The 21754-nt window shown below is 46.1% G+C and carries 20 protein-coding genes and 1 riboswitch; of the genes, 12 read left to right on the top strand and 8 right to left on the bottom strand.

Going from position 1 to position 21754, the window contains the following annotated elements:
* Positions 1-5 precede the first annotated feature (5 nt).
* Positions 6-1142 carry a dTDP-glucose 4,6-dehydratase gene (rfbB, locus tag CJF29_RS05530; RefSeq protein WP_074559081.1) on the top strand — a complete coding sequence of 379 codons (1137 nt, stop codon included), beginning with the start codon at positions 6-8 and terminating at the stop codon, positions 1140-1142.
* Between the two features lie 3 nt (positions 1143-1145).
* On the opposite strand, the gene CJF29_RS05525 is transcribed toward rfbB, so the two are convergent.
* Positions 1146-2039 carry a 1,4-dihydroxy-2-naphthoate polyprenyltransferase gene (locus tag CJF29_RS05525; RefSeq protein ID WP_099146380.1) on the bottom strand — a complete coding sequence of 298 codons (894 nt, stop codon included), beginning with the start codon at positions 2037-2039 and terminating at the stop codon, positions 1146-1148.
* A gap of 88 nt (positions 2040-2127) precedes the next feature.
* On the opposite strand from CJF29_RS05525, the gene CJF29_RS05520 reads away from it, so the two are divergent.
* On the top strand, positions 2128-3189 hold the full coding sequence (locus CJF29_RS05520) for a metallophosphoesterase (RefSeq protein ID WP_074559079.1): 1062 nt from the start codon (positions 2128-2130) through the stop codon (positions 3187-3189).
* Here the strand turns inward: CJF29_RS05520 and nadD are convergent.
* The 3 genes from nadD to CJF29_RS05505 are packed head-to-tail and all read right to left on the bottom strand — an operon-like array spanning position 3164 to position 5239.
* Positions 3164-3751 carry a nicotinate (nicotinamide) nucleotide adenylyltransferase gene (gene nadD / locus CJF29_RS05515; protein ID WP_004326037.1) on the bottom strand — a complete coding sequence of 196 codons (588 nt, stop codon included), beginning with the start codon at positions 3749-3751 and terminating at the stop codon, positions 3164-3166. The genes CJF29_RS05520 and nadD overlap by 26 nt on opposite strands.
* Positions 3748-4314 carry a guanylate kinase gene (gene gmk, locus CJF29_RS05510; RefSeq protein WP_004306884.1) on the bottom strand — a complete coding sequence of 189 codons (567 nt, stop codon included), beginning with the start codon at positions 4312-4314 and terminating at the stop codon, positions 3748-3750. The genes nadD and gmk overlap by 4 nt, the downstream gene beginning before the upstream one ends.
* Positions 4315-4357: 43 nt before the next feature.
* Positions 4358-5239 carry a YicC/YloC family endoribonuclease gene (locus CJF29_RS05505; RefSeq protein ID WP_004296799.1) on the bottom strand — a complete coding sequence of 294 codons (882 nt, stop codon included), beginning with the start codon at positions 5237-5239 and terminating at the stop codon, positions 4358-4360.
* An 89-nt stretch (positions 5240-5328) separates the two neighbouring features.
* Here CJF29_RS05505 and tsaB point away from each other — a divergent pair, with 89 nt between their 5' ends.
* The 7 genes from tsaB to rseP all read left to right on the top strand — a co-directional run bounded on the left by tsaB (position 5329) and on the right by rseP (position 12145).
* On the top strand, positions 5329-6018 hold the full coding sequence (gene tsaB, locus CJF29_RS05500; RefSeq protein WP_004306883.1) for a tRNA (adenosine(37)-N6)-threonylcarbamoyltransferase complex dimerization subunit type 1 TsaB: 690 nt from the start codon (positions 5329-5331) through the stop codon (positions 6016-6018).
* Positions 6019-6054: 36 nt separating this feature from the next.
* Entirely contained in the window at positions 6055-6666 is a 612-nt protein-coding gene (locus CJF29_RS05495; protein WP_004296797.1) for a DUF4290 domain-containing protein, read from the top strand.
* A 30-nt stretch (positions 6667-6696) separates the two neighbouring features.
* The gene (murA, locus tag CJF29_RS05490; RefSeq protein ID WP_004296796.1) at positions 6697-8001 is read left to right on the top strand and encodes a UDP-N-acetylglucosamine 1-carboxyvinyltransferase; all 1305 of its coding nucleotides are present in this window, start codon (positions 6697-6699) and stop codon (positions 7999-8001) included.
* A complete protein-coding gene (rimM, locus tag CJF29_RS05485; RefSeq protein ID WP_004296795.1) occupies positions 7998-8540 on the top strand; it encodes a ribosome maturation factor RimM in 543 nt (180 codons plus the stop codon). The genes murA and rimM overlap by 4 nt, the downstream gene beginning before the upstream one ends.
* Positions 8541-8615: 75 nt before the next feature.
* Positions 8616-9476 carry a M23 family metallopeptidase gene (locus CJF29_RS05480; protein WP_004296794.1) on the top strand — a complete coding sequence of 287 codons (861 nt, stop codon included), beginning with the start codon at positions 8616-8618 and terminating at the stop codon, positions 9474-9476.
* 14 nt (positions 9477-9490) lie between these two features.
* The gene (locus tag CJF29_RS05475) at positions 9491-10660 is read left to right on the top strand and encodes a 1-deoxy-D-xylulose-5-phosphate reductoisomerase (protein ID WP_074559077.1); all 1170 of its coding nucleotides are present in this window, start codon (positions 9491-9493) and stop codon (positions 10658-10660) included.
* 129 nt (positions 10661-10789) lie between these two features.
* Positions 10790-12145: an RIP metalloprotease RseP gene (rseP, locus tag CJF29_RS05470; RefSeq protein WP_004296792.1), complete on the top strand. Its 1356-nt coding sequence runs from the start codon at positions 10790-10792 to the stop codon at positions 12143-12145.
* A gap of 110 nt (positions 12146-12255) precedes the next feature.
* Here the strand turns inward: rseP and CJF29_RS05465 are convergent, their stop codons facing one another.
* Positions 12256-13137, bottom strand: coding sequence for a hypothetical protein (locus CJF29_RS05465; RefSeq protein ID WP_008998748.1), 882 nt, complete (start codon positions 13135-13137; stop codon positions 12256-12258).
* Positions 13138-13325: 188 nt separating this feature from the next.
* Here CJF29_RS05465 and CJF29_RS05460 point away from each other — a divergent pair, with 188 nt between their 5' ends.
* From CJF29_RS05460 to CJF29_RS05450, 3 genes are all read left to right on the top strand, one after another.
* Positions 13326-14663, top strand: a complete 1338-nt coding sequence (locus CJF29_RS05460; protein WP_004296790.1) for a DUF5690 family protein — start codon at positions 13326-13328, stop codon at positions 14661-14663.
* A 37-nt stretch (positions 14664-14700) separates the two neighbouring features.
* Positions 14701-15486 carry a phosphonoacetaldehyde hydrolase gene (phnX, locus tag CJF29_RS05455; protein ID WP_004306877.1) on the top strand — a complete coding sequence of 262 codons (786 nt, stop codon included), beginning with the start codon at positions 14701-14703 and terminating at the stop codon, positions 15484-15486.
* A gap of 74 nt (positions 15487-15560) precedes the next feature.
* Entirely contained in the window at positions 15561-16649 is a 1089-nt protein-coding gene (locus tag CJF29_RS05450) for a 2-aminoethylphosphonate--pyruvate transaminase (RefSeq protein WP_004306876.1), read from the top strand.
* Positions 16650-16750: 101 nt separating this feature from the next.
* On the opposite strand, the gene CJF29_RS05445 is transcribed toward CJF29_RS05450, so the two are convergent.
* From CJF29_RS05445 to CJF29_RS05435, 3 genes are all read right to left on the bottom strand, one after another.
* Positions 16751-18154: an MFS transporter gene (locus CJF29_RS05445; RefSeq protein ID WP_099146379.1), complete on the bottom strand. Its 1404-nt coding sequence runs from the start codon at positions 18152-18154 to the stop codon at positions 16751-16753.
* Between the two features lie 198 nt (positions 18155-18352).
* Entirely contained in the window at positions 18353-18811 is a 459-nt protein-coding gene (gene nrdG, locus CJF29_RS05440) for an anaerobic ribonucleoside-triphosphate reductase activating protein (RefSeq protein ID WP_074638832.1), read from the bottom strand.
* A 77-nt stretch (positions 18812-18888) separates the two neighbouring features.
* Positions 18889-21282, bottom strand: a complete 2394-nt coding sequence (locus CJF29_RS05435) for an anaerobic ribonucleoside triphosphate reductase (protein WP_074559075.1) — start codon at positions 21280-21282, stop codon at positions 18889-18891.
* A 35-nt stretch (positions 21283-21317) separates the two neighbouring features.
* Positions 21318-21507: riboswitch (cobalamin riboswitch) on the bottom strand.
* Positions 21508-21754 lie beyond the last annotated feature (247 nt).

Raw genomic sequence — 21754 nt, 5'->3', positions numbered from 1 at the left:
AAAATATGAAAACTTATCTAGTGACCGGTGCCGCAGGATTTATCGGGGCAAATTACATCAAGTACATCTTAGCCAAACATAACGACATCAAAGTCGTGATATTGGACGCTTTGACGTATGCAGGTAACTTAGGAACGATTGCCAAAGACATCGACAACGAACGCTGTGTCTTTATCAAAGGAGACATTTGCAACCGCGATGTGGTAGACGGTCTTTTTGCTGAGTATCGTTTTGATTATGTAGTGAATTTCGCTGCCGAGAGCCACGTGGACCGCAGCATTGAAAATCCGCAGCTGTTTCTGATTACCAACATTCTCGGAACACAGAACTTACTGGATTGTGCACGCCGTGCATGGGTAATGGGGAAAGACGAACAAGGATATCCGACTTGGAGAAAAGGTGTACGCTATCATCAAGTATCTACCGATGAGGTGTATGGTTCATTGGGAGCCGAAGGATATTTCACAGAAACAACTCCGCTTTGCCCTCACAGCCCGTACAGTGCTTCTAAGACAAGTGCAGACATGGTGGTAATGGCTTACCACGACACTTATAAAATGCCGGTAACGATTACCCGTTGCTCCAACAACTATGGTCCGTACCACTTCCCGGAAAAATTGATTCCGTTGATTATCAAGAATATCCTCGAAGGAAAGCATCTTCCCGTTTACGGTGACGGTAGCAATGTGCGCGACTGGCTTTATGTGGAAGACCACTGCAAAGCAATCGACCTCGTTGTGCGTGAAGGTCAAGACGGAGAAGTGTACAACGTTGGTGGACACAACGAGAAGACAAACCTCGAAATCGTGAAACTGACAATTTCGACTATCCACCGTCTGATGGCAGAAAATCCCGAATATCGTCAGGTTCTCAAAAAGAAAGTGAAAGACGAAAACGGCGATATTTCAATCGACTGGATCAACGAAGATCTGATTACTTTCGTCAAAGATCGTCTGGGACACGACCAACGTTATGCTATCGACCCTACCAAGATAACAAATGCCTTAGGATGGTATCCCGAAACTAAATTCGAAGTCGGCATCATAAAGACAATCGAATGGTATTTAGCCAACCAAGCTTGGGTGGAAGAAGTTACCAGCGGAGATTATCAGGGTTACTACGAAAAGATGTACGGGAAATGATTCTCAATTTATCAACATTCCTATTGCAATAAGAATACCCATAAGCAGCATATTACGCGAAGTCTCGCCTAATATGCTGTTTAATTTTTTACCGCTGTATATTTTCACCATCCGTTTCCAGGTAAGGAAATGAGGGATCAGATAAAGTTGTGGAAGAAAAGCGGCGTAGAAATGACCTTCACGGAGGAAACACAGGCAGAGAAGAGAAGCAGTAATCCCCAACATCAAATAAAAATAGCGACCGAATTTCTCGCCGAAACGAACGATCACTGTCCTTTTTCCACTGCGTGCATCCGCTTCGCGGTCACGATAATTATTGACTACCAACAAGGTATCGATAAGCAGTCCGCAGATTAAAGAGGCAATAGTGACATCCGGTGTCCAAGTTAGCGCCTGTACGTAATATGTTCCGCCTACGGGTACAAAGCCGAAGAAGACAATCACCAATACATCGCCCCAACCGTTGTAAGAAAGAGGATAAGGACCGGTGGTATAAAGAAAGGCAAATAACACACAAAGCACTCCTACGATCATCAATTCCCACCCGGCAAAAAAGAGTAACGTACAGCCGATAAGGCAGGCAAGAGCAACCGTAATAATAATCCCGGTTTTCATCGCTTGCGGAGAAATCCATCCTTGCGCACAAGCACGTTCGGGACCTAACCGGTCTTCCCGGTCTGTTCCTTTGAGGAAGTCGAAAAGGTCATTGATGAAATTAGCGGCAATTTGCATCAGACTTGCAAACAGACAGCAGATCAGTGCAGGCAACCAGTGAAAACGTCCGTCCATTGCAGCAAGAGCAGTACCGATCATAACCGGGGTTATGGCCCCTGTCAGCGTTTTGGGACGTGCAGCTAATATCCATGCTTGTAGCGAGTTACGTTTTACTTCTTCCATACTTTAATATATTATAAATAGTTTTGACGGACAAAGATACATGATTTTTCGTATCTTTGCACCCCGAAAAACTTCAAACTAAGAGAAGATGAAGAAAATAAAAACAATCTACCCTGTTATCCTGTTGACATTACTTTTGTTGTTTTCCTGTAAGTCGAAAAAGAATATGGTGGCTACCTTGCCACGCCCTGTTTTAAATTCAGATTCTATTTATCCGGATACGGCTAATGCCATAGCCGGGTTATTCTCCCCCGACCACTCGCAACTCAAAGAGCTGAATGTTTCCAAAAACAAAAAGCAGAATACAAAGGAAAAGACTTCTACCGATACACACGAATCGTCGGATCTGGTACTGCGGGGAACAAAAATCACTTCTTCCAGCGTAGATGTATCTTCTGTCTATACCGGAGTGGACCGTGTAGTAAAATATGACTTTACACACCGCGATGTTCCCGAAGCCTTTGAAGGTTTCCGTATCGCTTTCATTTCCGACTTACACTACAAAAGTCTGCTGAAAGAAAAAGGTCTGAACGACCTTGTCCGCCTACTGATTGCTCAAAAGGCTGATGTGCTTCTAATGGGTGGTGACTATCAGGAAGGTTGTGAATATGTGGAACCTTTGTTTTCCGCACTGGCACGCGTAAAAACACCGATGGGCACTTATGGGGTAATGGGCAATAACGACTACGAACGTTGCCACGACGATATTGTGAATACAATGAAACATTACGGCATGCGTCCGTTAGAACATGAAGTAGATACGCTTCGTAAAGACGGGCAGCAGATCATTATCGCTGGAGTGCGCAATCCTTTTGATCTGGGGCGCAACGGAGTATCGCCTACTCTGGCACTCTCTCCCAAAGATTTTGTCATCTTACTGGTTCATACTCCGGATTACATCGAAGATGTTTCAGTAGCTAACACCGACCTTGCCCTGGCAGGACACACCCACGGCGGACAAGTCCGTGTATTCGGAGTTGCCCCGGCACTTAACTCACACTATGGCAATCGTTTCATCACCGGACTGGCATATAATTCTGCAAAAATACCTTTGATTATAACAAACGGAATAGGAACCTCCAAATTACCAATCCGTGTCGGCGCTCCGGCGGAAATCATCGTTATTACTCTTCATCGATTAACGGAGTAAACTGGATAGCCTCCCAAGCCTTTGGATGCACAAAGTATCGAACATCTTTCCCTGCATCCAGTGCTTCTCGAATAAAAGTAGAACTGATTTCAAATACAGGAGAATGAACGAGACGCACCGTTTCCGGCAATTCCTCCTCTTTGACGGGAAAGCCGGGACGGGGGTAAATAAGAATCTGATTCTCTTTAATGATACGTTCGGACTGATACCAATATCCAAAACGTTCCCAATTATCGGAACCGATAATGAAATAAAACTCGCGATCGGGAAATGCCTCACGCAGTTTCTCCAACGTATATACGCTATATGAGGGGCGAGGCAAATGAAACTCAAAATCTGAAGCCTGAAAACGAGGATAGTCACTGATGCTCAACTTTACCAGTTCGAGACGTAATTCATCATTCCATAACTTCTCCTGTGCTTTCAAAGGATTCTGCGGACTCACCATAAACCAGATTTCATCTAATCCTTCATACTCACAAAGGTAGTTGGCTAGAGCAAGATGTCCGATGTGAATCGGATTGAATGATCCGCTGAAGATTCCGGTTTTCTGCTTATTCATTGTTCCAAAAACTCTTTGATAACTTTCAAAGCTTCCGCTTTAGCAGTTTCCAAATTGTCATTGACAATCACACAATCGAATTGCGGAGCAAAACCCAATTCATATTCCGCCTTAGCGATGCGACTTTCAATCACTTCCGGCGCATCCGTTCCACGTCCTTCCAACCGGCAGCGTAATTCTTCCACCGAAGGCGGCTGGATAAACACCGACAACGCACGATCGCCATAAAACTTCTTGATATTGCATCCGCCAACCACATCTACGTCAAACACCACATTCTGACCCGCTTCCAATTGCTTTTCTACCTGCGCTTTCAGCGTTCCGTAATAACGGTCCTTATACACCTCCTCATACTCCAGAAATTCGTTGTTCTCAATGCGTTGGCGAAATTCTTCCGGCGTAAGGAAGAAATATTCAACCCCATGCTGCTCCGTTCCACGCGGAGGACGGCTGGTAGCAGAAATTGAAAACGCTAAATTCAAATTCTGCGTCAGCAGATAATTGATTATAGTAGATTTGCCCGAACCCGACGGAGCAGAGAAAATAATTAGCTTACCGGTCATAAGTTTAATGAAGAATTAAGAATTAAAAATGATAGATACTGTTTTACATCACGTTCAGTACCTGTTCCTTAATCTGTTCCAGTTCATCCTTCATCTGAACTACGATCTTCTGCATTTCAGCATGATTGGACTTGCTGCCTAACGTATTGATCTCCCGACCCATTTCCTGGGCGATAAAACCAAGCTTCTTACCCTGTCCGCTACCACTTTCCATCGTGCTGATGAAATATTTCAGATGGTTGCTAAGACGTTGTTTTTCCTCGTTGACATCCAGTTTTTCGATGTAGTAAATCAGTTCCTGTTCCAGACGATTCTTGTCGTAGTCTACGCTTAACGTCTTTTCGAGAGCATCAGTGATGCGTTCCTTCACTTTCTCTACACGTTCTTTCTCGTAAGGAGTAATCTGTTCGAGCAAACTGTTGATGTTGGCAATCTTCTCACGGAATTTCTTTTCCAATGCAGCCCCCTCCTGTTTGCGGAAATCGACCAAATGACTGATGGCTTCAAGTATGGTAGCATGCACCATGCTCCATTCCTCTTCCGTCAGTTCCTGGATTTCCGTTTTCGTCATCACGTCCGGCATGCGGAGTAATAGTTGGAGCCAGTCTTCCGGTGCGGGACAAGGAATCCCCAGTTCGCGGCTTATCGAATCCAACTGGCTATAATAACTTTTCAGTACATCCTTATTGATGGGAGCAGCATCCGCACCCTCCTTCTTCTCTATCCACAGGCTGAAGTCAGCTTTTCCACGTTCCAGAACTTTAGAAATCTCATTACGGATTTCAATCTCTTTTTCACGATACGCCGGAGCGATGCGAGTGGACAAATCCATTGCCTTGCTGTTGAGCGACTTGATTTCTACATTTATTTTTTTATCAGGAAGTTCGGCCGTAGCTTTACCGTATCCTGTCATAGACTGTATCATAACCTTAAAGTTTTGTGCAAAAGTACACGAATATTTTAAGAATTGGAAATAATCATGTAAATTTGCGACAATTTAATAAGCTGATTTTTATGTCGTGTATACTGAATATTGAAACCTCTACCTCTGTTTGCTCGGTAGCGGCCAGTCAAGACGGACAGACGATTTTTGTGAAAGAAGACTTGAAAGGCCCTTCACACGCCGTGTCTTTAGGAGTTTTTGTAGATGAAGCATTGTCGTTCATAGACAGTCATGCCATCCCTTTGGATGCCGTTGCAGTGAGTTGCGGACCGGGTTCGTACACCGGACTCCGAATCGGGGTTTCTATGGCGAAAGGAATTTGTTACGGGCGCAATATCCCCTTGATCGGTATCCCGACGCTGGAAGTATTGAGTGTTCCGGTGCTGTTGTATCACGACTTGCCCGAAAACGCTTTGCTTTGTCCGATGATCGACGCCCGCCGCATGGAAGTATATGCAGCCGTCTATGACCGTCGTCTACAAGTGAAACGTACAGTTGCCGCCGACATCGTAGATGAGAACTCTTACCTGGAGTTCCTGAACGAACAACCGGTTTATTTCTTTGGAAACGGAGCCGACAAATGCCGCGAACAGATCACGCATCCGAACGCACATTTTATCGACAATATCCATCCGTTGGCTAAAATGATGTTCCCACTGGCAGAAAAAGCAGTGGCCGATGAAGACTATAAAGACGTGGCTTACTTCGAACCTTTCTACCTGAAAGAATTCGTTGCCTCCATGCCGAAAAAGCTTCTTTAATTTTTTAATTTTTAATTCTCAATTTTAATTTAACAAATGCAATACAATACTCAACAGAAAAGAATGCCGCTTCCCGAATACGGACGTAGCATCCAGAACATGGTAGATTATGCGTTGACCATTCAGGATCGTGCAGAACGTCAGCGTTGTGCCAACACCATCATCAACATTATGGGAAATATGTTCCCCCATTTGCGTGATGTACCCGATTTCAAGCACAAGCTTTGGGACCACCTGGCTATCATGTCCGGTTTTGAGCTGGATATTGACTATCCGTATGAAATCATCCGCAAGGACAATCTGGTGACCCGCCCGGACCATATCCCCTACTCCACTGCCCGTATGCGTTACCGTCACTACGGACATACGCTGGAAGTACTGATAAAAAAAGCGATCGAATTCCCTGAAGGAAACGAAAAGAGAAACCTGATTGCCCTTATCTGCAACCACATGAAAAAGGATTACCTGGCATGGAACAAAGATACAGTGGACGACAAAAAGATTGCCGAAGACCTATACGAACTGTCTAACGGGGAACTCCAAATGACCGACGATATCGTCCGGCTGATGGCAGAACGCCTGAATCAGAACTACCGTCCGAAGACGAACTATACCAACAATCGTCAAAACAATAAAAGAAGATACTAAAACACTTTATACTTAATACTAAAAAAATTAATGGCTTCATTTGTAATCGAAGGAGGACATCGGCTTAGCGGAGAAATCCACCCGCAAGGAGCTAAAAACGAAGTTTTGCAGATAATCTGTGCCACGTTGCTGACCGCAGAGGAAGTGACGGTGAACAATATACCTGACATTCTTGATGTCAACAACCTGATTCAGCTCTTGCGGGAGATGGGAGTGACGGTTGCAAAGAAAGGCATTGATTCTTATAGTTTTAAAGCAGAAAATGTAGACCTGGCTTATTTGGAAAGCGATGAATTCCTAAAGAAATGTTCCAGTCTGCGAGGCTCTGTGATGCTTATAGGTCCCATGGTGGCACGTTTCGGCAAGGCATTGATTTCCAAGCCGGGAGGAGATAAAATCGGTCGCCGCCGTCTGGACACTCACTTTGTAGGTATTCAGAATTTAGGGGCCGACTTCCGCTACGACGAAGAGCGGGGTATCTACGAAATAACGGCCGACAGACTTCAGGGAAGCTATATGCTACTGGACGAAGCATCTGTCACCGGAACAGCCAACATCGTCATGGCAGCCGTACTTGCCAAAGGTACGACCACCATTTACAATGCCGCCTGCGAACCCTACGTGCAACAACTCTGCCGGTTACTCAACCGGATGGGAGCCAAAATCAGCGGTATCGCATCCAACCTGCTCACCATCGAAGGCGTGGAAGAACTGCACGGCACGCAACACACCGTACTGCCCGACATGATTGAAGTGGGCAGCTTCATCGGCATGGCGGCAATGACGAAAAGCGAAATTACCATCAAGAATGTTTCTTACGAAAATCTTGGAATCATCCCCGAGAGCTTCCGCCGTCTGGGCATCAAGCTCGAACAAAGAGGAGACGATATTTACGTTCCCGCACAGGAAACATACCAGATAGAATCATTTATCGACGGCTCCATCATGACGATAGCCGACGCCACTTGGCCGGGACTGACTCCCGACTTGCTAAGTGTGATGCTCGTTGTAGCCACACAAGCCAAAGGCAGCGTACTGATCCATCAGAAAATGTTCGAAAGCCGCCTGTTCTTTGTGGACAAGCTGATCGACATGGGTGCACAGATCATTCTCTGCGACCCTCACCGCGCCGTAGTCATCGGACACAACCACGGCTTCAAGCTGCGCGGCGCCCGCCTGACTTCACCGGATATACGTGCCGGTATCGCCCTTCTGATTGCCGCCATGAGCGCCGAAGGAACCAGTACCATTAGTAACATCGAACAGATAGACCGTGGTTATCAGAACATCGAAGGACGTCTGAACGCTATCGGAGCTAGAATCACCCGGATATGATAAAGAAAGAAGAAGTATACAAGATAGGATTATTCAATAAACCGCACGGCATCCACGGCGAATTGCAATTTACCTTCACGGACGATATTTTCGACCGTGTGGACTGTGATTACCTGATATGCCTGCTCGATGGCATTTTCGTGCCTTTCTTCATCGAAGAATACCGCTTCCGTTCAGACTCCACCGCCTTGGTGAAACTGGAAGGAGTCGACAGTGCCGAACGTGCCCGAATGTTCACCAACATTGAAGTCTACTTCCCCGTGAAACACGCCGAAGAAGCGGAAGACGGCGAACTGTCCTGGAACTTCTTCATCGGTTTCCAAATGGAAGACATCCATCACGGACTTCTGGGAGAAGTCATAGATGTAGATACCACTACGGTAAACACCCTTTTCGTGGTTGAAGGAGCGGAAGAAGAGGAACTGCTCGTTCCCGCCCAGGAGGAATTTATCGTAGGAATAGACCAGAAACAGAAACTCATCACGGTGGAACTTCCCGAAGGGTTGCTCAATCTGGAGGAATTGGAAGATGACCGGTGAGAACGAATCAAACGATGAGCCGCTCATCCACTGAAAATAGTAAATAGTAAATCGTAAAAACAGTAAATACCCGAGATGCCAAAGAGAAGACGAAGTAAAGCTTTCTGGAAAAATTTCAAGTTCAAGTATAAACTAACGATCGTTAATGAAAATACACTTGAAGAAATTGTCGGACTTCGCGTATCCAAGCTCAATGGACTTTCCGTATTACTTTGCGTGCTGGCGGTACTTTTCCTGATCGCTTCCTGCATCATCACCTTCACCCCGCTGCGCAACTACCTCCCCGGATACATGAACAGTGAAGTCCGTACACAAATCGTGGACAATGCCCTGCGTGTAGACTCTTTACAACAAGTGCTCAACAAGCAGAATCTTTACATCATGAACATTCAGGATATCTTCAGTGGAAAAGTATCCATCGACAGCGTGCAGACACTCGATTCACTGACCACTGCCCGCGAAGACACACTGATGGAACGTACCAAACGGGAAGAAGAATTCCGCCGTCAGTATGAAGAGAATGAAAAATATAACCTGACCTCCATCACTTCCCAACCGGACGTGACCGGACTCATTTTATACCGTCCGACACGAGGTATGGTGTCCGACCACTTCAATGCCGAGAAGAAACATTACGGCACCGACATCGCCGCCAATCCCAACGAAAGCGTATTGGCAACCATGGACGGGACCGTCATCCTAAGTACATACACCGCCGAGACAGGTTATCTGATTGGCGTACAACATAACCAGGATTTAATTTCAATCTATAAACACTGCGGCTCCCTCCTGAAAAAGGAAGGTGAACGCGTGAAAGGAGGCGAAGCCATCGCTCTGGTAGGAAACAGCGGCACACTTAGTACAGGGCCGCACCTCCATTTCGAACTTTGGTATAAAGGTCATCCGGTAAATCCCGAAAAATACATCGTATTTTAAGTGATAATAGAAAAATGAATATAGAGACTAACAAAAAGAAAAAACAAATAGCTATCCTAGGCTCAACAGGCTCCATCGGGACGCAGGCTCTGCAAGTCATCGAAGAACATCCCGACCTGTACGAAGCCTATGCGCTGACAGCCAACAACCGCGTGGAACTACTGATTGCCCAGGCACGGAAGTTCCAGCCGGAAGTGGTAGTGATAGCCAACGAAGAAAGGTATTCCGAACTGAAAGAAGCATTGAGCGACCTGCCTATCAAAGTGTACGCAGGCACAGACGCTATCTGTCAGATTGTAGAAGCAGGCCCCATCGACATGGTGTTGACAGCCATGGTCGGTTATGCCGGACTAAAACCAACCATCAACGCCATCCGCGCCAAGAAAGCGATTGCGTTGGCCAATAAAGAAACATTGGTAGTAGCGGGCGAACTGATTAATCAGTTGGCACAACAATATCGCACTCCGATTCTGCCGGTAGACTCTGAACACTCTGCTGTTTTTCAGTGTTTAGCGGGAGAAGTGGGTAACCCGATCGAGAAAGTGATATTGACAGCCTCCGGAGGTCCGTTCCGCACTTGCACCTTGGAACAGCTGAAATCCGTCACAAAGACGCAAGCCTTGAAACATCCCAACTGGGAAATGGGAGCAAAAATCACAATCGACTCCGCTTCCATGATGAATAAAGGTTTTGAGGTGATCGAAGCCAAATGGTTGTTCGGTGTTCAGCCCAGCCAGATCGAAGTGGTGGTGCATCCGCAATCAGTCATCCACTCGATGGTGCAGTTTGAAGACGGAGCTGTCAAGGCACAACTTGGGATGCCAGATATGCGCCTGCCCATCCAGTACGCATTCTCCTACCCCGACCGTATCAGCTCTTCTTTCGACAGACTCGATTTCTCCCAATGCACGAATCTGACGTTTGAGCAACCCGATACGAAACGGTTCCGCAACCTGGCACTCGCCTACGAAGCGATGTACCGCGGAGGGAATATGCCCTGTATCGTCAATGCTGCCAATGAAGTAGTGGTAGCCTCTTTCCTGAAAGACGGCATCAGCTTCCTCGGCATGAGCGACGTAATAGAGAAAACAATGGAACGGGTTGCCTTCATCGCCAATCCGACATACGACGATTATGTAGCTACGGATGCGGAAGCAAGGAAAATAGCAGCCAGTCTGATATGATCCGCTTCATCCCATTGATGAACAAAGAAAATAAAGAAATTGATTAGTATTAATATAAATTGAAAATAGCCTTTATATCCTCTCTTCGGTAGAGAATTAGTTGAAGGCTTTAAACTGTAAATAGACTATATGGAAACATTTTTGATTCGTGCCCTGCAATTGATTATGAGCTTATCCTTGCTCGTTATCGTTCATGAAGGCGGGCATTTTCTTTTTGCCCGTTTGTTTAAGGTGCGTGTAGAAAAATTCTGCTTATTTTTTGACCCTTGGTTCACCCTTTTTAAGTTCAAACCCAAGAAAAGTGACACAGAGTATGCAGTAGGCTGGTTGCCATTGGGCGGTTATGTCAAAATAGCCGGCATGATTGATGAGTCGATGGATACCGAACAGATGAAACAACCCGAACAACCGTGGGAGTTCCGTTCCAAGCCGGCGTGGCAACGTCTGCTGATAATGGTGGGTGGCGTACTGTTCAACTTCCTGTTGGCACTGTTCATCTACTCCATGATTCTTTTTGCATGGGGCGACCAATATATAAAGGTACAGGAAGCCCCTCTTGGTATGGAATTCAACGAGACTGCCAAAGCGGTAGGTTTCCAGGACGGTGATATCCTCCTTTCTGCCGACGGTGTTCCTTTCGAACGTTATGACGGCGACATGTTGAGCCAGATTGCCGATGCACGCGAAGTAAGCGTCATCCGTAACGGGGCAAAAGCCTCCGTCTATATCCCGGAAGACCTGATGCAACGCCTCTTGGCAGACAGTGTCCGCTTCGCCTCCTACCGTTTCCCGTACGTTATAGACAGCGTAATGGTGAACTCTCCTGCCGCACAAGCAGGAATCCAGGCAGGTGACAGCATCATCGCCCTGAACGGAACACCGATCTCTTTCTCCGACTTCAAAGAAGCGATGGCAGAACGTAAGAAAAACGAAGCAACCCTGCTCAAAGACAGCATAGATCCGCGTCTAATCACGCTGACTTATGTGCGTAACGGTGCAACAGACACGCTAAGTATGCGTGTAGACTCCGCCTACCTGATGGGTGTAACCGCCTGTCTCGTCACAGACCGTCTGCTCCCTATGGTAAAAAAAGAATATGCTTTCTTTGAATCCTTCCCCGCAGGTGTCTCCCTCGGTGTGAAAACCCTGAAAGGCTATGTAGGAAACATGAAATACCTCTTCTCAAAAGAAGGAGCCAAACAACTGGGCGGCTTCGGAACGATCGGCAGCATCTTCCCCGCTACCTGGGACTGGCACCAGTTCTGGTATATGACAGCCTTCCTTTCCATCATCCTGGCTTTCATGAACATCCTCCCTATCCCCGCATTAGACGGTGGCCACGTGCTCTTCCTCTTCTACGAGATGATAGCCCGCCGCAAACCGAGCGACAAGTTTATGGAATACGCCCAGATGACCGGTATGATTCTGCTCTTCGGTCTGTTGATATGGGCTAACTTCAATGATATTTTGCGATTCTTCTTCTAGCGAATATAACAATAGAAAGATAGAGAAAACATATAAAAAGAATCATCCCGGATGAAAAAGGTTTTAAAAACCAATTTTCATCCGGGATCTTTTTTTATTGTTGTTTGTCTTTAAATCTTCAACATCTTCTTCTCTCTCTCCAAATCCGTCTCATCCAACTTAGGTGAAGGCACCGTGCACGTTTTGATATAATCTCCCTCCTGACACGTATAATTATAGTACACCTCCAATTCCGGAGTCAATTCCGCCCGCGGAACCAGACACCCTTCCATCTCCAGAAACTGATTAACATCCGTACTATCCGACTGTTTCACCAGTACAATACGACGCGCAATCGGATTATGATTGTAGTCCAGACAGAGATAAAGCCCTTTCAGCATATTCGGAAACTCATAATGCGGAAGTTGCAGGTAAATAGTCACCAGCGCAAACTGTGGCAAATCCCTTTCGTTGAACATCAGGTAAGAGTTCTGATGATTACTGATAATCCCGCTCCCCCAATGCACCGACTTATACGCATTAATCATCCCCACCTTCACATACTCATTATTCTCGGAAGCACAAATCATGTACGGCTCGATCTTCAAGCTATCCGTAGAAGACGACAAACTGTAACTAAGATACATACCGCTATAATTATACACCTCCTGCACAGACTCCTTCGCCTCTTTCCCCAGCAACTTGATAAAAGAGTTGCCATTCTCCGCCTCGCTCTGCACGTCCGGTTCCATCTCCTGAAGCAACAGCCTCACCGATCCCACATTATTTAATAAGCGTTTCTTGGAAACATTATTCACCAGTGCCAAAGCTTCATCCAGCGCCTCGTCCGGTGTGCGTGTTTTCAATAAGTCGATATAAGCGGGAAGCACACTCGAATACAAAGCAGACAACACACTCGGAGCCATATCCACCCGGTCGGCAATTTCTTTCATCTTCACCCCGTTGTTGCGCAGGTACTCTATTCTTTTATAAATATCCGTAAGTTCGTCCATGATTTTTCGGTTTGTTAATTGATTCCGTTGCAAAGGAATGACTAAGGTATTATGTTTGTATTGCATGAATATTACATTAATATTTCAGTACACTTAAAGGCTCATATATACAATATGATTCATTGAAATTCATTTTTTCGTTCGCTCCGACACCCTACTTTTGCACCGGAAACAAAAAAAATAGCATTATGAATTTCAAAGAAAAACTGTCGCCTTCGGCCCAAAAGAAACTTTCCGATTTACTCTTTATCCTTTATGCGGGAGGAGCGGCACTGCTATCCTATTCATTAGTCTACGCACTACGCAAACCGTTCACCGCCGCCACGTTCGACGGCATGGAACTATTTGGTATGGACTATAAGATAGCCACCAGCATCATCCAGATATTCGGATATATGGTATCCAAGTTTATCGGGATCAAACTTATTTCCGAACTGAAGAGAGAAGGCCGCCTGAAATTCATTCTTGTTTCTATTTTAGTGGCCGAACTCTCTTTGGTTCTTTTCGGATGCCTACCCCGCCCGTTCAATGTGTTGGCGTTGTTCTTCAACGGACTGTCGCTTGGCTGTATGTGGGGAGTCATCTTCAGCTTCCTCGAAGGACGCCGGGTGACGGATCTGCTCGCTTCCCTTTTCGGACTTAGTATCGCAGTCAGTAGCGGCACAGCCAAATCCATCGGACTTTTCGTTGTCGACACCCTGCATGTCAGTGAATTCTGGATGCCTGCACTGATCGGTGCGGTAGCATTGCCCTTGCTGGCAGGACTGGGCTATATCCTCGATCACCTGCCCAAACCGACTGCCGAAGACAAAGCACTGCGTGTGGAACGTGTCACTCTCAACAAACAACAACGCTGGAACCTGTTCCGCAGCTTTGCTCCCATATTGACACTGCTTTTCTTCGCCAACCTCTTTCTCACCGTTTTGCAAGATGTCAAGGAAGACTTTCTGGTGAAAATCATAGACGTCAATGCCGCCGGACTTTCCCCGTGGGTATTCGCCAAAGTGGACGGTGTAGTCACACTGATTATCCTGGCTATTTTCGCCACCCTGGCAGTGATGAAAAGCCACATCAAAGTACTTTCCGTTCTATTGACCCTTGTCATTGCGGGAGCAATCACACTTAGCACTGTGGCATTCAACTACCATACCCTGCAACTTTCTCCGCTCGTGTGGTTATTTATCCAGAGCCTCTGCCTCTATTTTTCCTACTTGAGCTTTCAAACCATTTTCTTCGACCGCTTCATCGCCTGTTTCCGCATCAAGGGAAATGTAGGTTTCTTCATAGCGATGGTCGATTCCATCGGCTACACAGGCACAGTGGTGGTATTGGTAGTGAAAGAATGTTTCAACCCGGATTTAAATTGGCTGGAATTCTACAATACGATGGCAGGGACAGTAGGAATCGTCTGCACCTTTGCGTTCACCTTAGCAATGATTTATCTGACACAAAAATACAGAAAAGGGAAACAGGGTGAAATACGCGGGAACGAATCTTGCCCCGTCCCCTCCCTCGCTTCTTACTAATTTCTGACGAATAAACCAATATTATATAGAAACAAGAATGAAAAAGATTGAATGTATTATTATGGACTGGGCTGGTACAGCCGTTGACTATGGATGTTTTGCCCCCGTGGCTGCTTTTATCGAAGCATTTGCCGAAAAAGGACTGGTAATCGATGTTGTACAGACCCGCAAACCAATGGGACTACCCAAAATTCAACACATCCGCGAACTACTTTCCATGCCTGACGTGAACGAACAGTTTACCGCCCGTTACCAACGCGCCTGGACGGAAGAAGACGTGGTAGAACTAAACCGCCTTTTCGAGAAGCATCTCTTCGCCTCTCTCGAAAACTACACAGACCCTATTCCGGGAGTAATCCCAACTTTGGAAAAATTGCGTGCCGCAGGTATTAAAATAGGATCGACCACCGGCTATACCCGCGAAATGATGGATGTAGTTCTCCCCGCCGCACAGGCAAAAGGATACCACGTGGATTATTGCGCCACTCCCAACCTACTTCCCGCCGGACGTCCCGCTCCTTACATGATTTTTGAGAACCTGACGAAATTAGCAGTCCCCAGCCTCGACGCCGTTATAAAAGTGGGTGATACGATTGCCGATATTCTCGAAGGAGTGAACGCGAAAGTGTATAGTGTAGGCGTGATTCTCGGCAGCAATGAAATGGCACTTACCGAAGCAGAAACAAAATCAATGCCTGCCTCCGAACTCGAAGCCCGCATCGCCGATGTCAAAGAGCGCATGCTTGCCGCAGGAGCTTCTTACGTGATACGCACTATCGAAGAACTTCCCGCACTGATTGAAACGATCAACGCCGGCAACTAACATTCAAGCCCGCACCCAACAATCAGAAAAGAAACAAAATCATTTATTTATTCATTTCTAAAGAAAACATCATTATGAAACCATATTTGTTATTAACTCCGGGACCTCTAACCACCTCTGAAACAGTAAAAGAAGCCATGATGACCGACTGGTGTACATGGGACGAAGACTACAACCTCGGCATTGTTCAGGAACTCCGCAAAGACCTGGTTAACATCGCCACTAAAAAACCGGAAGAATACACTTCCATCCTTTTACAGGGAAGCGGAACCTATTGCGTGGAGGCCGTTTTAGGCGCCACCATCACCCCGAAAGACAAACTCCTGATTTGTAGCAACGGAGCCTATGGCGACCGTATGGGCAACATTGCAGAATATTACCATCTCGACTACGACATGCTGGCTTTTGAAGAAACAGAGCAGGTATCAGTTGAATATGTAGACGATTATCTTAGCAATAACTCCGATATCACACATGTCGCTTTCGTTCATTGCGAAACAACGACTGGTATCCTGAATCCGATCAAAGAACTGTCCCACATCGTCAAGATGCATGGTAAAAAGCTGATTGTAGACTGTATGAGCAGCTTCGGAGGTATCCCCTTAGATGTAAACGAACTCGGTATCGACTTCCTAATCAGCAGTTCCAACAAGTGTATTCAGGGTGTACCGGGATTCGGATTCATCATCGCCCGCCGTTCGGAATTAAAATATTGCAAAGGAGTGGCACGCTCTCTTTCCCTGGACATCTACGACCAATGGGAAACAATGGAAAAAGGACACGGAAAATGGCGCTTCACTTCACCGACACACGTTGTCCGTGCTTTCAAACAAGCCCTGACCGAATTGATTGAAGAAGGAGGCGTAGAAGCACGTTACCAACGTTATTGCGAAAATCACCGTATTTTGGTGGAAGGAATGCGTGCACTCGGATTCAAAACACTGCTCGAAGATGACATCCAGTCGCCTATCATCACTTCTTTCCTTTATCCGCATGAAGGATTCGACTTCAAAACATTCTATTATGCACTGAAAAATAAAGGATTCGTGATTTACCCGGGAAAGATTTCAAAAGCAGATACCTTCCGTATCGGAAACATCGGTGATGTGCATCCGGAAGACTTCCGCCGTCTGGTAGAAGTCATACGGGAAACGAAATACTAGAAAGTCAAATCTTTCAAGTTCATCTTGAATGATTACTTACTGATATGTTGTATGATGTTCCTGTGAAGTTCTGAAAGACTTAATCCTCTTTCAGGACTTCATTATTTTCTTTTCAGGGTGGAAGGCTGTGATAGCCTCAAGCTACTGACGATAGCTGCCACAACGGCAAACCCACTCCCCACCATCAGGCAAACAGCCGTGCTCCGGCTATGAGTGACAAAGCTGAAAAGCAAGGCAACCAATGTTGTTCCGGTGGTCTGTCCCAACAGGCGGGCCATTCCCAGCATCCCACTGGCCCCTCCCGAACGCTGCGTAGGAGCGGAAGAGATAATTGTACTGTTGTTTGGCGTCTGAAACAATCCGAAGCCTGCACCGCATAACATCAAACGCAGGATAATACTTATATCAGATGATTCGGCAGTCAGACTGGAAAGCGAGAAAAGCCCGATGGCAAACAAAACCATCCCGATACTTCCCAGTATACCGGGGTGAATACGCTCCACGAGATACCCTGCCAATGGAGCCGTGACCAGCGTAGCCAACGGCCACGGAGTAAGCAAAAGTCCGGTCATCACCTCACTGTGTCCTAAAGTGTTCTGCAGGAAAAAAGGCAGGGAAACCATTGCCGACATTTGAGCGATAAAAGAACAAATGGAAGTCAGGATAGATAACCGGAAAATAGGAATCCGCAACAGGTCGAGCGGCAGTAACGGAGTAGTTTGCGTCAGTTGCCGGCGCACATAGTACGTGCCTACCACTGCCAATACAACCAGTTGGATGAAAAGGAAATCCATTTCCTCGTGATGGGCGAATCCGTCCAGCGTATATATAAGCAGGCCGAAGGTAACCGCATTCGCTATGGCGCTGATATAATCGAATTTGCGTTTCGAGCGTTCCTCCTGCCTTGGCAGATGTTTGATGCCGAGAAACAATGCGGTAAGTCCTAACGGAACATTAATAGCAAATAACCAGTGCCAGCTGGCAATAGAAAGAATACCGCTCGCCACAGAAGGCCCGGCGGCAGCCGATATGGCAACGACCATCGCATTAATCCCCATTCCCCGCCCAATCTGGCTCTTCGGATAGATGTAACGTAGCTGTGCCGTATTCACGCTGGTGATGGCAGAGGCACTGAACCCCTGAAAAATACGGGCGACGGTTAGCGTCCAAAACGAATCGGACAAGGCACAAATCAACGAAGTGATGCAAAACAGACCGATACCTGAAAGAAAGACTTTCCGGTAACCGATGATTTCACCCAAAGCGGAAAAAGACAGTAGCGATATGACGATGGCCAGCTGATAGCCGTTGATAATCCAGGTGGTTACAGCGGGAGAAGTCCCAAAATCATGCGAAAGCGTGGGTAGTACGATATTGACGATGTTAATATCCAATACCGACATACAAAGAGCAAATCCGACGGACACCACCGCCCAAATACGCTTAGGCATCGGCAATCCGTCGGTTTCCTCTATTTTTTGAGTTGGATTTATTGATTGTACCATAAAAACTTATTCTTGTAAGTAGTCATTCTTTTTTCACCATAAAGCAACGCAGGGATGCAAACACAAACACCACCGACTACAAAAAAAGCACCGCGTTACTCTGTGATGAAAAATGAGTCACTTGGTTTCGTAAAGGTAAACAAAACAATGGTACAGGTGTTTTTGTTTCCTTTGAAAAATAAGTTTTTTTAGTGCAGTTTATTTCAGCTTCAAGATCCGTTGATTGCTGCTTCCCCTGAACTCCAGATACGGAGAGAAAAGAGCCTGCTCGAAGCGTCCGTCCACCAATACGTCTATATAATCAAGGGCAGCGCTCAAGCGGGGCTGTGCCTTGATTTCTTCGTAGCTATATCCTGTATAGCACCACACATTCATCCCCGTCTCCTCTTTCACCCGTTTCAGTAGAAGCAGAAACTCCTCCGGATGGAAAAACGGATCACCACCGGAAAAAGTAACACCGTCCAGCAAAGGATTTGCCTTGATTTCACGGATGATGGACTGTATTTTTTCTTCCGTCAATTCTTCCCCCGCCCCCGGATTCCAGCTCTCCGGATTGTGGCAACCGGGACAGTGATGGGAACATCCGGCAAGATAAATAGAGTACCGGATGCCTTCACCATCGACAATCGTTTCAGGATAAGTTCCTAATAAATTCACTTCTTAAATTGAAAATTGAAAGTTGAAAATTAAAAAATTAAAGATAGAAGCCTATTAGTGAGGCCATTTTCAACTCCTTACAGGTGTTTTACGCGGTCTTGTTCTTCTGCCCGTTTAGCAGAGTTCCAGGAACTTAAATCGCCTGTCAGGTAACCAGTTATACGGCGCATACGGAGGATGCTTTCACTCTGGCACACCGGACATTTATCGAAGATAACCCCTTTATAACCACAGTTATGACAAGTATCTACCGGGTGATTGATAGAGCCGTAGCCAATCCCCTCGTCGTGCATCACTTTCACAATCTTGGCGATGGCACGTACATTCTTCTGTGCTTCACCGTCCAGTTCTACATACGTGATATGTCCGCCGCGCGTAATGGCGTGGAACGGAGCTTCACGCTTGATTTTCTCAACGATGCTGATCGGTTCTTTCACATCTACGTGGAAAGAGTTGACATAATAGTCGCGGTCTGTCACTCCGGGGATTTTTCCATATTTCCGACGATCCATTTTGGTGAAACGTCCCGAAAGTCCTTCGGCAGGAGTAGCCAGAACGGAGTAGTTCAGGTTATATTTTTCTTTATATTCGTTTACCACTTTATTCATTTCCATCACAGCTTCATACAGCGTGTCCCATGCTTTCTGGTTGTGTCCGTGACCTTGTCCGTAGAGAGCCACCATCGCATTGTGTCCGCCGATAAATCCGATACCCAGCGTGCCGCTGCGCAATGCATCCCCCACCTGCTCGTTCGGGTTCAGCTCACCACCACCCTTCCACACATTATTTCCCATCATGAACGGGAACTGACGTGCCAGGGCCGTACGCTGATACTGATAACGCTCATAAAGCTGATCGGCTACAAGAACCGACATAGTATGTACGGATTCGATGAAAATTTCTTTTGCCTTCTGTTCAATGGCATCCTTGTTGCGTTCATCCTCTATCAGGTTTTCCGCCTTGATGCGGGCTTCGATCGCCAGTCTCGGCATATTCAGTGTAGTGAACGAAAGATTGCCACGACCTAAAGAAGATTTTTCTCCTGCCACGTTTTCAAATACACGGGTGCGGCAACCCATCGTCGCCAATTCGTAGACGTAACGTTTCGGATCGTCTGCTCTCCATTTCTCGTTCTGGTTGAAAGGTGCGTCGAGGAACATGAAGTTCGGGAACAATGCTTTCGCCGTAGTCTGGCAAGCCTTCAACAGCAAGTCGAAGTTGGGAGCCTCGTAACGGTCGGTCATTGCCTCTTCGATATTTCCCGCTTTCATTGCTTTCTCAAAGTCTTTCTCCGAGTAAGAAACTCCGTCTTTCACCTTGAAAATCTGAATCGGGAATACAGGTACTTCGCCTCTTGTGCCCAATCCTTCAATGGTAGCTTTCAGCAATTCTTCGATCACCATGCGACCTTCGGCAGAAGTGTCCGTACCGTAGTTGATGGAGCTGAATACCACCTGATTACCGCCGCGTGAATGCATCGTGTTCAGGTTGTGGATAAATCCTTCCATGGCCTGATGGGTATCTTTGCGAGTCTGCTGATAAGCTTTCTCAACGATACGGGCAAGGTGTTCCTTATCTATAATGATTTGTAAAGCTATCAAAGCAATGCGCAATGTTTCGCGTTCGGCTTCGGTAGCCTTGATAGACGGAAGATATTCTTTAATCAATGTGCGGATGGATTTCTCATCGGCCTGATTTCCGTTTTCCATGGCGACATAGAAATTGATGAACGATGCCAGATGCTTACGGAAAGATTTGGCCACACCTTTTGCCATGAAGAAATCAAAAGCAGGAATCGCCTGTCCGCCATGCTGCTCATTCTGGTTGGTCTGGAAGATAATGGTAGCCAGCGTAGCATAACTCTGGATGCTTTGCGGGGTACGAATACTACCGTTCTTTGTGCGGAAACCACGTTCAAAGAGGTCGTCCATATCATATTGGATACAAGTTGTCGTCTTTGTCGGATAATAATCCAAGTCGTGAATGTGAATATCTCCCAACTGGTGTGCTTCGGCAAAACGTTTCGGCAACAGGTATTTATACGTATAATCTTTGGTTACTTCGGAAGCGAATGTCATCATCTGTCCGGCAGGCGTGTGACTGCTCATGTTGGCATTGCTCAAGTTGACATCGTTCTTGTCGATGGCAACGATGCCGTCCATCACTTGCTTCATCTGGGTTTTCTTATCGCGCTCCGTATTCCGCCATTCGCGATAAATAATATATTTCTTCGCTACTTCCGGGCGTACTTTCATCAACGACTTTTCTACTAAATCTTGAATCTCTTCTACGGTAATAGTAGGAGTAGTAAACTGACTGATTACGTTCATAGTGATGTCAGCCACCAACTGCTGCTCATCCTGAAAACCGGTTGCACTGAATGCCTTACTGATTGCATTCTTGATCTTACTGATAGAGAAATCTTCTCTTTTACCATCACGTTTGATGATACAAATTTCCGCGTAGTTCATAACTTTAACTCCCGAAAGCTTATTAAATTAAAAATTGAAAATTAAAAAATTCCGGCAGGTCTTCTGACTTATCCCTCCCTCGCAACACCTTCCCACACCGCCATCGATGCAGTGGCTTATTGTGCGGATTCTTAGAGAATTACAGCAGCGGGTACTGTCGCCGATTTACACAGCGTTCCCTCATTGACTAAACCTCTTTTTAGCTCCGAAACCGGATACAAAGATAGAAGATTATCTAATAGCTTGGTTAGCTTTTAACATTAAATTTCGGGAAACTTTTCTTTCTCGCTGATACAGAAAGTTTTCCAAAACGGAAAACTTTTTTCTGATTTTAACGCAAGAAGTATTCTGTTTTCATTCATCCTTTTTCCAGAAAGTAGACATCCCACAGGGCGCCTATCCCCTATTGCAGCTACAAAAGTGGGAAATTATTTTCTTTTGTTCTATACAAAATCAAAGAAATATTTCTGCC

This window comes from Bacteroides celer, assembly GCF_002632415.2.
In the GTDB taxonomy this organism is placed as follows: Bacteria; Bacteroidota; Bacteroidia; order Bacteroidales; family Bacteroidaceae; genus Bacteroides.
Note: the sequence above shows the minus strand (reverse complement) of the source record. Positions and strands in the feature narration are given on the sequence as shown.

Coding starts and splice junctions, on each gene's coding strand:
- murA (WP_004296796.1), top strand. CDS start 6,697: ATGGCTTCATTTGTAATCGAAGGAGGACATCGGCTTAGCGGAGAAATC.
- CJF29_RS05525 (WP_099146380.1), bottom strand. CDS start 2,039: ATGGAAGAAGTAAAACGTAACTCGCTACAAGCATGGATATTAGCTGCA.
- rseP (WP_004296792.1), top strand. CDS start 10,790: ATGGAAACATTTTTGATTCGTGCCCTGCAATTGATTATGAGCTTATCC.
- tsaB (WP_004306883.1), top strand. CDS start 5,329: ATGTCGTGTATACTGAATATTGAAACCTCTACCTCTGTTTGCTCGGTA.
- phnX (WP_004306877.1), top strand. CDS start 14,701: ATGAAAAAGATTGAATGTATTATTATGGACTGGGCTGGTACAGCCGTT.
- rfbB (WP_074559081.1), top strand. CDS start 6: ATGAAAACTTATCTAGTGACCGGTGCCGCAGGATTTATCGGGGCAAAT.
- CJF29_RS05460 (WP_004296790.1), top strand. CDS start 13,326: ATGAATTTCAAAGAAAAACTGTCGCCTTCGGCCCAAAAGAAACTTTCC.
- CJF29_RS05475 (WP_074559077.1), top strand. CDS start 9,491: ATGAATATAGAGACTAACAAAAAGAAAAAACAAATAGCTATCCTAGGC.
- nadD (WP_004326037.1), bottom strand. CDS start 3,751: ATGAATAAGCAGAAAACCGGAATCTTCAGCGGATCATTCAATCCGATT.
- CJF29_RS05435 (WP_074559075.1), bottom strand. CDS start 21,282: ATGAACTACGCGGAAATTTGTATCATCAAACGTGATGGTAAAAGAGAA.
- rimM (WP_004296795.1), top strand. CDS start 7,998: ATGATAAAGAAAGAAGAAGTATACAAGATAGGATTATTCAATAAACCG.
- CJF29_RS05480 (WP_004296794.1), top strand. CDS start 8,616: ATGCCAAAGAGAAGACGAAGTAAAGCTTTCTGGAAAAATTTCAAGTTC.
- CJF29_RS05445 (WP_099146379.1), bottom strand. CDS start 18,154: ATGGTACAATCAATAAATCCAACTCAAAAAATAGAGGAAACCGACGGA.
- CJF29_RS05495 (WP_004296797.1), top strand. CDS start 6,055: ATGCAATACAATACTCAACAGAAAAGAATGCCGCTTCCCGAATACGGA.
- CJF29_RS05450 (WP_004306876.1), top strand. CDS start 15,561: ATGAAACCATATTTGTTATTAACTCCGGGACCTCTAACCACCTCTGAA.
- CJF29_RS05465 (WP_008998748.1), bottom strand. CDS start 13,137: ATGGACGAACTTACGGATATTTATAAAAGAATAGAGTACCTGCGCAAC.
- CJF29_RS05505 (WP_004296799.1), bottom strand. CDS start 5,239: ATGATACAGTCTATGACAGGATACGGTAAAGCTACGGCCGAACTTCCT.
- gmk (WP_004306884.1), bottom strand. CDS start 4,314: ATGACCGGTAAGCTAATTATTTTCTCTGCTCCGTCGGGTTCGGGCAAA.
- CJF29_RS05520 (WP_074559079.1), top strand. CDS start 2,128: ATGAAGAAAATAAAAACAATCTACCCTGTTATCCTGTTGACATTACTT.